Here is a 12,929-nt window from a genome sequence, read left to right as displayed (position 1 = left end):
GTTAGGTTTTTCGATGTGCAGGCAGCAAAAGTGCTGCGAGCACGATAGCTAACGAAAGCAGCCTTACCGCTAACAAAATCTGCCCGAAAGTCGATGCGATAGTGAGCAGCAAACCCAGCAGGGCCCTGTCGGTGACCCACCCCGATGCAACGCCGCTCGCCATCTTTGGCAGCAGCAAGAGAAGCAGTATCAGCATGGCGGGAATGCACAGCCAAGCCAGCACCGGTTCGCCGGGGAAGCGCGGCATGTCCATAAGGATCAGACCAGCAAAAACCAGATCCACCAGCCAAACCATTGCGTCCGCGCGCGGGATGGCCGGATGCGGCTGCGCCAATGCATGGCGTTCGGCCGAGCGAAGCATCCGGCTACCCTCGACCAAGATCCAGGCAATCGCAGCGAAAAGGAAACCTGCCCAGATAAGCCCTGCCCAACCCAGCCCGGCTGAGATAGCCAAGGCCGCTAGGACCCCGAATGAGACCATATTGCTTGCGTTGCCCGCATGCAGCAGCGAAGTGCCGAAGCTCAATACACCAAAACGGGCAGCTACCCTTCCCGGTGAGGCAGCACCCAGATCAGACAGCCGAAGTCGCAGCCACTCCTCTTCTAGCGCGTAAGCCTCTGCTTCATTGCGGATCATGCGCCAACTTGACCCGGCCAGCGCACTGGCCGGAACTTCCCTCATCGCGATACCGATCTGCAAGGCGATGCGTGTCAGAGAGGACAGGACATCGCAATCGATCGGCAATTCGTGCAGTCTTTCAACTAGCTGGCCAGGTACTCTCATCACGCCGGCGCTGGCTCTGTTGATGTCGATCCGCTCGAACCCGGCGGCAACCGCGCCCTCGATAGGCTGAACCAGTACGACCGGAGCGCGTCCTTCGAGAAGGTCCAGCGCTTGGGCGGGATGTGCGAAGAGACCCTCGGAAATACAGATCAACTCGTCAGTTGCGGTTACGAGGCCAGCCAGTTGGCTGGGCACGGTAGCGATATTGAACTGCATACCCGCATTTTCAGCATCGTGCTGCAACGAAATGAGTTCCGGCGAAACACCGCGAGCCAGACAAATGATCCGCTGACATTCAAGGGCGATCGCAAGACCAAGTTGATGCTGGGCAACGCTTGCTCCCGCCACGCGCAGAAAGGCACGCGGGAACGGCTGCCCCGCACCCGCCGGCTCCGTCATGGACAACAATGCTATTCGCAAACTCTAACTCCAGCACTTGCCCTGATGTAGGCAAGCAAAGCGCCAGTGCCAAGCGGAACCGCAGTAAATCAGCCGTTCGAAAACTCTGCCATAAACGCCTTCAGTTTACGGATCGCCATGGGTTCTCCAGGAGCGGCGTCGAGGGCCTGATCAGCGAGTGTTAGTAGTCTTACGGAATGAAAACTCGCGGCAAGGCCCTTCAATCGCATCGCAGCGATCACCCAGTTGCCGTCACAGCGTGAGCGTTCGAGCAAATCGATTTGTCGGGCAAGGCTTTCGACAAAAGCCCCTCTCAACTCAGCCATCAGCACAGGATCACCTCCTGCGGCTGCAGCGAGGTTCACTTCCAAGGCCCCTGCTTCATACACCATTTCTCCAAGATAGTGGGCAATGAGTTAAAGTGGGGTTTATACCTTTGTGGGTCGTGATATTCAGCCGACATGGTTGGGGAAAATAGGATCATCGCTTTCGGTGCTGGCGCAGATGATGCAGCCGGCTCGAAAATTTCCGTGCCAGATCAGGACACGCCTGAGATCACTCAAAATTCCGAAAGCACCGAGAGCTGGAACGATGCTTGGGTTGCGCCAGATCCGGACAGCGAATCGCTATCGGGTGTCGGATCACAACATCGGACCATACGGATAGGCGCGGTTGTAACTGCAGCGGCGTGGACCGCGCTTTTCGCGGTCGCGTCGGCCAGCAAGGTAGAAGCAGGGGTAGCCCTCTCCGACGTGCCGGAATTGGTCGCTCAATGGTGCATGCCGATCGTGTTGATTGGCATTTGCTGGCTGCTAGCATTGCGGAACAGTACTCAGGAAGGCCGCCGCTTTGCCGATATCGCGCGTGGACTTTCACAAGAGTCGGCCACCCTCGAAACCCGACTCACGACGGTAAATCGTGAATTGAGTTTGGCCCGGGAATTTGTTGCCTCTCAATCACGGGACTTGGAAACGCTTGGCCGTATCGCGGTGGAGAAACTGTCGCATCACGCTGAACACCTCCAAACCCTTGTACGAGAAAACAACACCCGGGTCGAAACCATCAGCACGGTGAGCGGTGCTGCATTGGAAAACATGGAAAAACTGCGCGGCCAGCTTCCCGTAATCGCCAGTTCGGCCAAAGACGTGACCAACAATATCGCTAACGCCGGCAGGACCGCTCACGCCCAGCTTGAGGATATGGTCTCCGGCTTCAATAGATTGAATGAGTTCGGGGCGGCAAGCACGCGTCAGGTAACCATGCTGCGTGAGCAGGTGGGCGATACCCTGGATGGATTCACGAAACAGTGCGAAAGCCTTGAAGCCATCGCGGCTACCCGCTTCGCCGAGCTTGCACGGCGCGGGGATGATTTCCGCACGCAATTGGACAAGCACGAGGTGGAAGCGCTCGCCTCCATTCGCACCCGCGCCAAGGCTCTGTCTCTGGAAATCGAAGAGACCCGCCATCAACTCGATCATCATGAAGCGGAAAGCATCACGTCTTTGCGTGCGCGTCTGGCATCGCTCCGGGATGAGAGTGATGTCGTGTCGCGGGCGTTGCGCGATGCCGAAGATCGCGCGGGTGAAGCCCTTCGCACTTCGCTGTCGGAACTGGTGGACCATCAGATGATTACGAGCGAGCAGATCGCGGCAGTTCAGCAGACCGCAATTGATGCGCTGGCCGGTCGTCTTGCGAACATTGCTGCCGAAGCACAAGAGATCGACGAATCCATTGGTCTTAGGGCCGAACGGCTCGCCATGGAGGCGCAGGAGCGTCAGTCCCGTCAGGTGGAGCAGGAGCGCCATGCCATTGCTCGCATAGAGCATATGCTTGGTGAACTGGATGGCGCCATAGCGGAGCGTCTGGAGCGTCATCGCATCCAGGCAACTGGTTTGACCGAACGTGCGGGGGCGGTAACCGAGGAACTGTCGCGCTACGAGATCCGCCTTGCGACGATCGCCCAAGCCACCGGTGACTCCGAGAAGAGCCTTGAAACAAGCCTTGCGACGCTGACGCAAAGACTTACCGCGGCACGTGCCACCTTGTCAGCTACCGATGGCGATGTCGAAAAGCTAACCGCAGACAGCCTGCGTTTGCTTGAATTGATACAGGCCAGCTCCAAGCAAACCCATCATGACCTTCCCGAAGCGCTGGCGATTTCCGAGGATCGCATCATCCGACTACAGGGTGGCGTTGACGGGCTGTTGGAACAGCTTCGTCATTCGGGAACGAGCGGTGAGGAGCTTGCCAACCGCATCGATGCCTCGAGCCGTAACCTCGACGCATTGATCGTTAGTATCCGACAAGGACAAGCCGGATTGTCGGAACGCACAAGCGAGCATGCGACCTTGCTCGGCCGCCTGAACGACATGGTGACGGAAATCGACGGACGCACGCGGACGGCGGCCGATACGGCCGGGACTGCCCTCTCCGATGCGATCACAGCCTTGGACAACAGCTTGATCGAAGCTGTCACCGCGATTGAGGAAGACAGTGCCGATCGGATCACGCGCGTTGCCGACACATTGGCGAGCGACAGTGCGGCGGCCATTGATAAGGCGATGCGCACGAAGGTCGCTGAGATTTCTGGGCAGCTTGAACAGGCAGTCGCCCATTCGTCTGGCGTGACGCGCGAGGCGACTGGTCAGTTGCGTGATCAGATGGCTAAGGTGGACGAACTTGTCGGCAATCTGGAAACACGGATTGCGGAAGCACGTGTGCGTTCCGAAGAGCAATTGGATAACGATTTCTCGCGTCGTTTCGCGGTTATCGTTGAATCGCTGAACTCAAACGCGATCGATATCGCCACGGTGTTGTCTTCTGATATCGCTGACACCGCCTGGGCTGCTTATCTTCGCGGAGATCGTGGAATTTTCACTCGTCGCGCCGTGAGCCTCTTGGACGCGGGCGAGGCGAAGGCAGTCCAGCAAGTCTTCGAGAAGGACGACGCCTTCCGGGTGAATGTAAGTCGTTATATCCATGATTTTGAAGCTATTCTGCGACAGATTCTCTCCACCCGCGACGGGAATGCCCTAGGGGTGACGCTGTTATCGTCGGATATGGGTAAGCTTTACGTCGCCCTTGCTCAAGGGATCGAGCGTCTTCGCAGCTGATTGCATACGAATTACATGAAAAAGCCGGCGGGATTAGCGCCGGCTTTTTGCATGTTTCGGCTGGCGTGGCTTACTTGCCCTGCTTTTCGAATGCAGCCACGATGTCGATCTTGGTTTCGTCGCTCACCATCGGCGCGTATTTGCTGACTCCGAATTCGGTCCGCTTGATAACTCCGCTGGCGCTGAATCCGATCGAGTAAACTTTCTTCATCGGGTTAAGCGCACCAGCCTTGAATTTGGCTTTCAAGGTCACGGGTTTGGTGACGCCATGCAGCGTAAGGTTGCCAGTTACGTCAGCGGAGTTAGCGCCCGTCTTCGTCACTTTCGTGGAGACGAAACGCACGGTGGGATATTTGGCGGCATCGAACCAGTCTGCCGAAACCAATTCTTCGTCCAACTTTTTGTTAGTGGTCGAGACGCTCGCCACCGGGACGGAGACGTCAAGCTTTGCGGCCGCTAGGTTCTTCGGATCGAGCGTAAGAGTGCCGGATGCGCCGGGGAGCGTGCCGAAGTATTCGCTGATACCAAAATGATCGACAGAAAACCGAACCAGCGTATGCGCGGTATCAATAGCATACTGTCCCGCTTGGACTTGCGTCGCGTTGGAACTGGCCTGCTGAGCTATAATCGGGGCAGGCAGCAAAAGGGAACTTGCGATGGCGGCGGAAGTAAGGAAGCGCTTCATCAATAAGTCTCCGGAAAATTGAACCGACTGTCTTGTCAGCTGTTTCAGGGTCGCTGCAAACACAGATAATGTCGACACTTATGTTCAAATATTCGGAATAGGGTTTGGCTGTTCTGACCGAACCCATTGGCGCGGGCACTAATTCCCAAAGACTGACCGCGCCGTCCAGCCAAGCAGCAGCACGGCTGCCATGAGCGACCAGAAAAAGATCGCGGTCCACGGCATGAAGCCTACGCTGTCGATCTTCTTGCGGTTATGTCTGCGGTGATCGGCGATCCAGGCCATCGCTGCCACGATAGCGGCAAGACTACCCGCGACCAGCGCAACTACAACATGATCTTCCATCAGGAAGTGGCGCGCGAAGAGGCCCGAGCTCCCTTGCTATGTATGATCCAAGCAGCCCACCCTTCACGGCCTCCGAGACAGCAACGGCCCATCCTTTGATTGCGGTCATTTTGACGCACAGGGTACGGGAACCGCAGCGGCCTATGCGTGTTGTCACCGGGGCGCGGACAGGGCGTCCCCGGACCGCACCAAAAAGGAACTTTGAACATGGTCAAGAAGCTCGTTCTCGCTCTCGTCGCTGGCGGCATCGTTTTTTCTGCTTCGGCATGCAACACGGTCAAGGGTGCCGGCCGTGACGTTGAGTCGGTTGGTCAGGCTGGCGAAAAGGTTATCAACTAAGCCAGACTTTTCAGGCGGACCGCTTGCTGTGGTCCGCCTGCATCATATCTCCCCTATAACGGGCTTCAGCTTCCGCCTATCTCGCTGAGAGATGGCGTACCCGGCTCGCCGGCTTTCCCCTGCCATGCAAGTATGGGTTTACGAGCAGCCAACGTCTCATCAAGGCGGCGGCGTGGGGCATAGTGCGGTGCAGAATGCAGGCTCTCGTCCCCTACTTTCGCGCGTTGGGCCAGACTGCGCAGCGAGGCAATAAAGCGGTCGAGGCCCGCCTTGCTCTCGGTTTCGGTAGGCTCCACGAGCATGGCGCCCTTTACGACGAGCGGAAAGTACACGGTCATCGGGTGGAAGCCCTCATCGATCAGGCCCTTGGCAATATCCAGCGTGGTAAAGCCGTCCGCCAGCCCCGCATCACTGAACAATGCTTCATGCATGCACGGACCGCTCTTTGCGAATGGGGCCGGCAACAGGTCTTCGCATGAGCGCAGAATGTAATTGGCGTTGAGAACGGCATCCTCGGCAACCTGTCGAAGACCGTCGGCACCATGGCTCAGAATATAAGTTAAAGCCCGCGTGAACATGCCCATCTGGCCATGGAACGCGACCATGCGGCCGAACGCCTGATCATGGCCCTCGCTGGCATTTTCTTCTTCGACCAGATGAATGGCGCCATCGGCTCCTCGGGTCACGAATGGCAGGGGCGCAAAGGGTGCAAGCGCTGCTGAGAGAACGACAGGCCCTGCCCCCGGTCCGCCGCCACCGTGCGGGGTGGAGAATGTCTTGTGCAAGTTGATATGCATCGCATCGACACCAAGATCGCCCGGACGAACTTTGCCGACAATGGCGTTGAAGTTGGCGCCATCGCAGTAGACATATCCGCCTGCCGCGTGAACCGCGTCCCCGATCTCCTTCATATCCGGCTCAAAAAGACCGCATGTGTTAGGGTTCGTGATCATCACGCCGGCGACGTTCGGACCGAGCTTGGCCTTCAGCGCCGCAAGATCAACGCGTCCTTCTGGCGTCGCGGGTATCGATTCCACCTTGAAGCCCGCAAAAGCGGCAGTGGCGGGATTGGTGCCATGAGCGCTTTCGGGAACAAGCACGATATCCCGCTTTTCGCCACGGGCATCGAGCGCGGCGCGAATACAGAGCAATCCGCAAAGCTCCCCATGCGCACCTGCCTTCGGGCTCATCGCGACCGAAGACATTCCGGTGAGCGTAATCAGCCAGTGCGCCAGCTGCTCAATAACTTCGAGCGCGCCTTCGACTGTCTTTTGCGGCTGCATCGGATGAACGTCAGCAAATCCAGGCAAACGAGCCATTTTTTCGTTCAACCGTGGATTGTGCTTCATCGTGCACGAACCCAAGGGAAATGGCCCAAGATCGATCGCATAGTTCTGGCGAGACAACCGTGTGTAATGCCGGACCGTTTCTGGCTCGGTTAAACCAGGAAGCTGCGGGGCCGATTTGCGGAGGAACCTCCGCAAATCGGCCGCAGGTTCCGCAGTAGGCTCATCCAAGTCGACACCACACTTGTCGAACGATCCCAATTCAAAGCTGAGGGCTTCTTCCAACATGAGGCCGTAATCGCCTGAATTGGTAGGATGCTTTACCTCACTTGCACCCGTGCCTACGGAGGGACGCCATCCGCTTGCGTTGATCTCGCTCATGATGCTGCTCCTTCCAGAACGGCTTCCAGTTCGACCGCGAACGTTTCGATGTCTTCGTCCGTGGTCGTTTCGGTTGCAGCGACCAGAAGGCCGTTCTGCAAGCCATCGGCGACCGGGAACAACCTTCCCAGCGATACCCCGCCGAGCACCTTTCGATCCGCTAAGTCGCGAACTACGTCGCGAGCATCACGTGGAAGGATCACGGTTGCCTCGTTGAAATACGCGCGATTGAGCACCGATACCCCTGGGATTTGCGAAAGCCGGTCAAACGTCCGCTGGGCCTTGGCATGGTTCACTCTCGCAAGCCGGGCCAAGCCTTCACCTCCAAGGAGCGTCAGGTGAATACTGAAAGCCAAAGCGCAAAGACCGGAATTTGTGCAGATATTGCTAGTCGCCTTTTCACGGCGAATATGTTGCTCGCGCGTCGACAGGGTCAACACGAAGCCTCGCTTGCCGTCTGCGTCCACCGTCTGACCACAAAGACGACCGGGCATTTGTCGGACGAACTTCTCACGGCACCCAAACAAACCAAGGTAAGGGCCGCCGAACTGGAGACCGACCCCTAGTGACTGCCCCTCCCCGACGACTATGTCAGCTCCCAATGCGCCAGGAGCTTCGATCAGTCCCAACGCCACCGGCTCAGTCACGACGACCACGAGCAGAGCGCCCTTTGCATGCGCAGCTTGCGCAATGGCATCGAGATCAGGGATGCGCCCAAAAACATCTGGGTACTGGACGACGACACAGGACGTGTCGTTTTCGATGGCAGCGATAACTGAATCATCGTCCGGCTCGGCGCTCAGTTCAGCGGAAAGGCTGACAATGTCGTCTTGAGTGAACTTCGCCATGGTCCGCACGACTTCGGCATAATGCGGGTGAAGCCCGCCCGAGAGAATGGCCCGTCCTTTGCGTGTTACGCGAGCCGCCATCAGAATCGCTTCCCAACACGCAGTCGACCCATCGTACATCGATGCGTTGGCGATGTCGGTTCCAAACAGGCGCGCAACCTGCGTCTGGAACTCGAACAGGACCTGCAGCGTCCCCTGCGCGATCTCGGGTTGATACGGCGTGTAGGCGGTCAGGAACTCACCGCGCTGGATCAGATGATCGACGGAGGCCGGAACGTGGTGGCGATACGCGCCCGCCCCAAGGAAAAATGGCACGGATCCGGCACTGATGTTTTTGGCGGCCAGCGCTGCCATGTGCCGTTCCACGGCCATCTCGCTGGCATGGGCTGGCAAACCTTCGATTGGCCCAGCCAGCCTTGCAGCGGGAGGGACATCGATGAACAACTCGTCGACGGTGGCAGCGCCGATCGTGTCGAGCATGGACTGTCGATCGGACCCGGTTAGGGGTAGGTAGCGCATGACAAAACTCTCATTTAGACCGAAAATTGCCGGCGATACATGCATTGTTGATGGCCGATCGCCGCATTGAGGCAGGCAACTGATCGGATCCGTTCAATGCCCTTGCGGGGCGTCAGAGGCTCTCGACGTAGGTCTTGTAGGCCGCTTCATCCATGAGCGCGCCAAGTTCGCCGGTGTCGGTGAGCGTGACGCGAAACAGCCATCCGCCTGTTTCGGGGTCAGAGTTCACCAGTTCCGGCGCGTCGGCCAAAGCGCCGTTCACTTCGGCAATGGTACCCGATACCGGTGTGTACACGTCCGACGCTGCCTTGACTGAATCAACGACGGACACGGAGTCCCCCTTGCCGACGGTTGTCCCTTCTGCCGGTAAATCAACGAAGGTGATGTCTCCCAACTGACCTTGCGCGTAGTCAGTGATACCGACCGTGCCAATGTCGCCTTCAATTTCGATCCACTCGTGATCCTGGGAAAAATAGCGGGTCATGGATTGGCTCCTCAGCGGTGATAGCGGTGCGGGACGAAAGGAAGTGTTGTGACCGTGGCGTCGAGCTTCTTGCCGCGCATCTCAACAGAAAGTTTGGTAGCATCTACAGCGCAAGCGGCATCGATATACGCCATAGCGATTGGTCGCTGTAAGGTAGGTGAGAAACCACCCGAAGTTACGACCCCAACCTGCTGATCACCTTTCACGACGCTGGCGCCTTCACGCGCGGCCATGCGGCCTTCGATGAGCAGCCCGATACGGCTGCGAGCTGTGCCTTCGGTCAATTCTTGCAGCACACGATCAGCGCCCGGAAAGCCGCCTTCCGTACGGCGGCGCTTGTTTACAGCGAACTTCAAATCTGCATCGACGACGCTTTGCTCGGGTGACAGATCATGGCCGTACAATGGAAGGCCAGCCTCCAGGCGAAGGGAGTCACGCGCGCCGAGCCCGACCGGCTTTACCTCCGGTTCTTCACATAGCAATTGAGCGACTTTTTCGGCTGACTCTGCTGGCAGAGCGATCTCGAACCCGTCTTCTCCGGTATAGCCTGAGCGGCTGATCCAGACGTCCACTCCTGCGAGCGTAAACTCTCCACCCTTCATGAACGTCAACGCGGACAGCGGCGTTTCGCCCTTGGCGTGACGATCCAATACCGCAAAAGCCTTCGGACCCTGCAAAGCGAGGAGAGCATTCTCGTCAAGGTGGTTGAGCGTCACAGCATCGGGAAGCAATTCGCGCAGAGTGCCGATGTCATCCCATTTAGTTGCCCCATTGACGACCAGATAAAATCCGCTGTTCCAGCGAGTTACCATCAAATCGTCAAGAATTCCTCCGTTGTCGTCAAGCAGCAGGGAGTAGCGGACTGACCCGGTCTTCAACGTGGACAGATCTATGGGAAGAGCCGCTTCCAAGGCCGCTTCTACGGCAGGCGTCATCCCTTCGTCACTGGTTATGAAAACTTGTCCCATGTGGCTGACGTCGAACAGACCGGCATTTTCGCGGGTCCACAAGTGCTCGGCCATGATGCCGCCGCCCGCGCCATCGTACTGAACCGGCATCATGTAGCCAGCGAAATCCACCATCCGGCCACCGCGCTCGCGATGCCAGGCGTTGAGCGGCAGGTTCAGGGGGGCGAGTTCTTCCGCGCCGTCATCTTCATCGGAAATGGGATATTCGCTCAAGACATGACTCCGCGCGCAGCATGGTACACCATCAGGTGCCCCCTCTGTCACGGAAGCCTGAGAGCTTCCCCTGCGTCATCCCGAATGGGACGGGCCGGGTTACACCTTCGGCGGCCTACCACGTAAGCACGCGGACGGCACTTTCCAGAGTATCGCTGTCGACGCCGCGCGGTCCTTTGTGCCTGAGAGATTCCGGGGCGGTTGCTCCTTCGGCGCTTCCCCGACGAATCGGAAAAGTCTCTCCCGCGCGTGTCAGCGAGTGGTCTCGCCTTGGTTCAGACCGCTGGCCAAGTCAACGCCGGGTGATGGAAGCTCCGCGCTTTTGTCGAAGCCGCGACGTGTTGCATCCTCGCGACGCACCACCCCAGCCAGGCGTCGCATCGCATCATGTTCATGCACGAAGCGCCCCTCTTGCTGCTGCTTGGTTAGCGCGATCATCGCATCGGCTACTTCGTGGGCGTAGATGGACCGGTAGCGGCGAAAGTCGCTGCGGAGGAATGGATCAATCAGCGGTGCGAGGACCTGCCCCGCCCGCTCCCCGGGCCGAAGTTCTGCTCTTTCGCCGCGCAGCAGCCCGGGCCGGAGGATGTCAAGGCGCTTGAAACCCAATCGAGACAGCGCCGCTTCAGTCTCCCCCTTTACGCTTAGGTAGAAATTGCGACTGAGAACATCGGCGCCAATCGAAGATACGACCATCATCCTGCCCACACCGCTTTCTCGCGCAGCCTCGGCGCTGAACCGGATCAGGTCGTAATCGATTGCTCTAAAGAGATCGCGGCTTCCTGCCGTCCTGATTGTAGTGCCGAGGGCCGAGATCAGAACGTCGGCGCGGGCGGCCTTTATCAGTTCGGGCCAATCGATCGGCTCTCCCACCAGCATTTCCATCCGCGCACCGCTTGGGATCATCGCCTCACGCCGACCTACGCCTATGATGCGCAGATCGTCATGCCCCACCGCTTTTGCGATAAGCGCGGAACCGACCAGTCCGGTCGCTCCGACCAGGCATATCCGAGTGGCAGCGTCGTCCACGGTTACACGCTACACATTGCTCAGGCCTTCGGGCGTGCGTCCGTAAATTTCCGCATGTCGGGCGGTGGCGAAACGGTCCGTCATGCCTGCAATGTAATCCGCGATGTGACGGCTGCGATCCGGCTCGAAGCGAGGCATATGGTCAATCCAGCTTTCCTCCATCAGCACCGGCTCCTGCGAGTAGGCGGCGTAAAGTTCGGCCAAGACCGCCCGTGCCCGCCGAGCCGTCTCCAATTGTTCGGGATGGTGATAAAGCTTGTCGTACATGAAGCGTTTGAATGCCCGCTCTGCCTCAGCCATTTCAGGCGAGAACGCTACGAGCGCTCGACCTGCCTGGCGCACGTCGTCGATGCTTCCCACGCCGACGAGATTTGCCGTGGTCTGAGCGACCAGATCGTTGACCATCACCCCGATCTGGCTGCGGATCAGTTCCGCAAGCTGCCGCTCCAGAGCCACACCAGGGTAACGGCTTTCGACTTGCGCCCAATGCTTGGCGACGAAAGGCTGCGCCAGAACCTCGTCCAGATCGAGGAACCCTGCCCTCAAGCCGTCATCGATGTCATGATTGTCGTAGGCAATATCGTCAGACAGCGCCGCGACTTGCGCTTCGAGCGATGCGTGGGTGGTCAGATCAAGGCTGTAGGCCGCATCCAGTTCGGCCAGTGCCCAAGAGGGAGTGGTTACTGGGCCGTTATGCTTTGCCAGCCCCTCCAGCGTCTCCCATGTCAGGTTGAGACCATCATGCTCGCAATAGGGACTATCGATCCGCATCAGCGTGCGCAGCGTATGCGCGTTATGGTCGAACCCCCCCGCTTTATGAAGGGCGGCATCGAGGGCGTCCTCTCCGGCATGGCCGAACGGGGGGTGGCCGATGTCATGAGCGAGTGCCAAGGCTTCGGTCAGGTCCTCGTCCAGACCGAGGATACGCGCGATGACCCGTGCGATCTGCGCGACTTCCAGGCTGTGAGTGAGGCGGACGCGATAGTGATCGCCATCGGGGGCGACGAACACCTGCGTCTTGTAGCGCAGTCGTCGGAAGGCGATCGAGTGGATGATGCGGTCGCGGTCGCGCTGGTACGGACTGCGTGCACCGCGAGCCAGGCCATTCTCGATGGGAAATTCGCGACCGCGCGAGCGAGCCGGATCGGAAGCATAGGGAGCTAGGGTCAAGCGCGCGATCTCCGCGTGTGCGACGAATGGCAATCGGCCTCGCCCTAGCGGGCAAGACCTGTGCTGCACAAGAGCGCAGAAGTGCTTGTCACCTTGACGATGCGCGGATCGTCCATCTGTTCCACGGCATCCACCCAGCCAGATGCTCCGTTGGCGCGATCTTTCAAAGCGGTCAGCTTGTAGAGCTGAGGCAGCGTCAGCCGTTCGGAAAGGCGACGTCCCATGCAGGCTGCGGCTTCATCCGTCATCCCCGCTTCGGCAAAACCGGCATGAACGCGCGCCTGAGCGTAACAGTGGGCGCCGAACCACAGCGCCACGCACGTCACGGCAAGCACAAGCAGGGAACCGATCAGGCGCATCGGACGA

The 12,929-nt window shown here is 58.8% G+C and carries 13 protein-coding genes and 2 riboswitches; of the genes, 2 read left to right on the top strand and 11 right to left on the bottom strand.

From position 1 onward, the window contains the following. Position 1: 1 nt before the first annotated feature. Together ACZ1JM_RS06850 and ACZ1JM_RS06845 are read right to left on the bottom strand one after the other, a co-directional pair. Positions 2–1,183, bottom strand: coding sequence for a hypothetical protein (locus ACZ1JM_RS06850; RefSeq protein WP_465134093.1), 1,182 nt, complete (start codon positions 1,181–1,183; stop codon positions 2–4). A gap of 89 nt (positions 1,184–1,272) precedes the next feature. After that, positions 1,273–1,575, bottom strand: coding sequence for an Hpt domain-containing protein (locus tag ACZ1JM_RS06845; protein WP_465134092.1), 303 nt, complete (start codon positions 1,573–1,575; stop codon positions 1,273–1,275). A gap of 138 nt (positions 1,576–1,713) precedes the next feature. On the opposite strand from ACZ1JM_RS06845, the gene ACZ1JM_RS06840 reads away from it, so the two are divergent. Further along, on the top strand, positions 1,714–4,296 hold the full coding sequence (locus ACZ1JM_RS06840) for a coiled-coil domain-containing protein (protein WP_465134091.1): 2,583 nt from the start codon (positions 1,714–1,716) through the stop codon (positions 4,294–4,296). A 70-nt stretch (positions 4,297–4,366) separates the two neighbouring features. On the opposite strand, the gene ACZ1JM_RS06835 is transcribed toward ACZ1JM_RS06840, so the two are convergent. Further along, entirely contained in the window at positions 4,367–4,981 is a 615-nt protein-coding gene (locus tag ACZ1JM_RS06835; RefSeq protein WP_465134090.1) for a YceI family protein, read from the bottom strand. Between the two features lie 138 nt (positions 4,982–5,119). Beyond that, positions 5,120–5,326 (bottom strand): hypothetical protein, encoded by a 207-nt coding sequence (locus tag ACZ1JM_RS06830; RefSeq protein WP_465134089.1) that lies wholly within the window; start codon positions 5,324–5,326, stop codon positions 5,120–5,122. Positions 5,327–5,533: 207 nt separating this feature from the next. Here ACZ1JM_RS06830 and ACZ1JM_RS06825 point away from each other — a divergent pair, with 207 nt between their 5' ends. Beyond that, a complete protein-coding gene (locus ACZ1JM_RS06825) occupies positions 5,534–5,665 on the top strand; it encodes an entericidin A/B family lipoprotein (protein WP_465134088.1) in 132 nt (43 codons plus the stop codon). Positions 5,666–5,730: 65 nt separating this feature from the next. Here ACZ1JM_RS06825 and gcvPB read toward each other — a convergent pair whose 3' ends face one another. The 7 genes from gcvPB to ACZ1JM_RS06790 all read right to left on the bottom strand — a co-directional run bounded on the left by gcvPB (position 5,731) and on the right by ACZ1JM_RS06790 (position 12,922). Next, entirely contained in the window at positions 5,731–7,332 is a 1,602-nt protein-coding gene (gcvPB, locus tag ACZ1JM_RS06820; protein ID WP_465134087.1) for an aminomethyl-transferring glycine dehydrogenase subunit GcvPB, read from the bottom strand. Next, a complete protein-coding gene (gene gcvPA / locus ACZ1JM_RS06815; RefSeq protein WP_465134086.1) occupies positions 7,329–8,699 on the bottom strand; it encodes an aminomethyl-transferring glycine dehydrogenase subunit GcvPA in 1,371 nt (456 codons plus the stop codon). Before gcvPA ends, gcvPB begins: the two co-directional genes overlap by 4 nt. A 112-nt stretch (positions 8,700–8,811) precedes the next feature. Continuing rightward, complete coding sequence (gene gcvH, locus ACZ1JM_RS06810; protein ID WP_465134085.1) at positions 8,812–9,183, bottom strand: glycine cleavage system protein GcvH; 372 nt, start codon at positions 9,181–9,183, stop codon at positions 8,812–8,814. An 11-nt stretch (positions 9,184–9,194) separates the two neighbouring features. Next, positions 9,195–10,364 carry a glycine cleavage system aminomethyltransferase GcvT gene (gene gcvT / locus ACZ1JM_RS06805; RefSeq protein ID WP_465134084.1) on the bottom strand — a complete coding sequence of 390 codons (1,170 nt, stop codon included), beginning with the start codon at positions 10,362–10,364 and terminating at the stop codon, positions 9,195–9,197. Positions 10,365–10,398: 34 nt separating this feature from the next. Further along, a riboswitch (glycine riboswitch) is annotated at positions 10,399–10,522 on the bottom strand. A gap of 1 nt (position 10,523) precedes the next feature. Next, positions 10,524–10,620: riboswitch (glycine riboswitch) on the bottom strand. Continuing rightward, the gene (locus ACZ1JM_RS06800; protein WP_465134083.1) at positions 10,617–11,393 is read right to left on the bottom strand and encodes an NAD(P)H-binding protein; all 777 of its coding nucleotides are present in this window, start codon (positions 11,391–11,393) and stop codon (positions 10,617–10,619) included. (Overlaps the previous riboswitch by 4 nt.) A 9-nt stretch (positions 11,394–11,402) precedes the next feature. Continuing rightward, entirely contained in the window at positions 11,403–12,563 is a 1,161-nt protein-coding gene (locus ACZ1JM_RS06795; RefSeq protein ID WP_465134082.1) for a deoxyguanosinetriphosphate triphosphohydrolase, read from the bottom strand. A gap of 44 nt (positions 12,564–12,607) precedes the next feature. Further along, a complete protein-coding gene (locus ACZ1JM_RS06790; RefSeq protein ID WP_465134081.1) occupies positions 12,608–12,922 on the bottom strand; it encodes a hypothetical protein in 315 nt (104 codons plus the stop codon). Positions 12,923–12,929 lie beyond the last annotated feature (7 nt).

Source organism: Novosphingobium sp. BL-S-24, assembly GCF_055521575.1.
Note: the sequence above shows the minus strand (reverse complement) of the source record. Positions and strands in the feature narration are given on the sequence as shown.

Excerpts from the sequence above, each read along its gene's own strand:
- ACZ1JM_RS06835 (WP_465134090.1), bottom strand. The coding sequence starts at position 4,981 with ATGAAGCGCTTCCTTACTTCCGCCGCCATCGCAAGTTCCCTTTTGCTG.
- gcvH (WP_465134085.1), bottom strand. The coding sequence starts at position 9,183 with ATGACCCGCTATTTTTCCCAGGATCACGAGTGGATCGAAATTGAAGGC.
- ACZ1JM_RS06830 (WP_465134089.1), bottom strand. The coding sequence starts at position 5,326 with ATGGAAGATCATGTTGTAGTTGCGCTGGTCGCGGGTAGTCTTGCCGCT.
- gcvPA (WP_465134086.1), bottom strand. The coding sequence starts at position 8,699 with ATGCGCTACCTACCCCTAACCGGGTCCGATCGACAGTCCATGCTCGAC.
- gcvPB (WP_465134087.1), bottom strand. The coding sequence starts at position 7,332 with ATGAGCGAGATCAACGCAAGCGGATGGCGTCCCTCCGTAGGCACGGGT.
- ACZ1JM_RS06845 (WP_465134092.1), bottom strand. The coding sequence starts at position 1,575 with ATGGTGTATGAAGCAGGGGCCTTGGAAGTGAACCTCGCTGCAGCCGCA.
- ACZ1JM_RS06850 (WP_465134093.1), bottom strand. The coding sequence starts at position 1,183 with ATGACGGAGCCGGCGGGTGCGGGGCAGCCGTTCCCGCGTGCCTTTCTG.
- ACZ1JM_RS06825 (WP_465134088.1), top strand. The coding sequence starts at position 5,534 with ATGGTCAAGAAGCTCGTTCTCGCTCTCGTCGCTGGCGGCATCGTTTTT.
- ACZ1JM_RS06790 (WP_465134081.1), bottom strand. The coding sequence starts at position 12,922 with ATGCGCCTGATCGGTTCCCTGCTTGTGCTTGCCGTGACGTGCGTGGCG.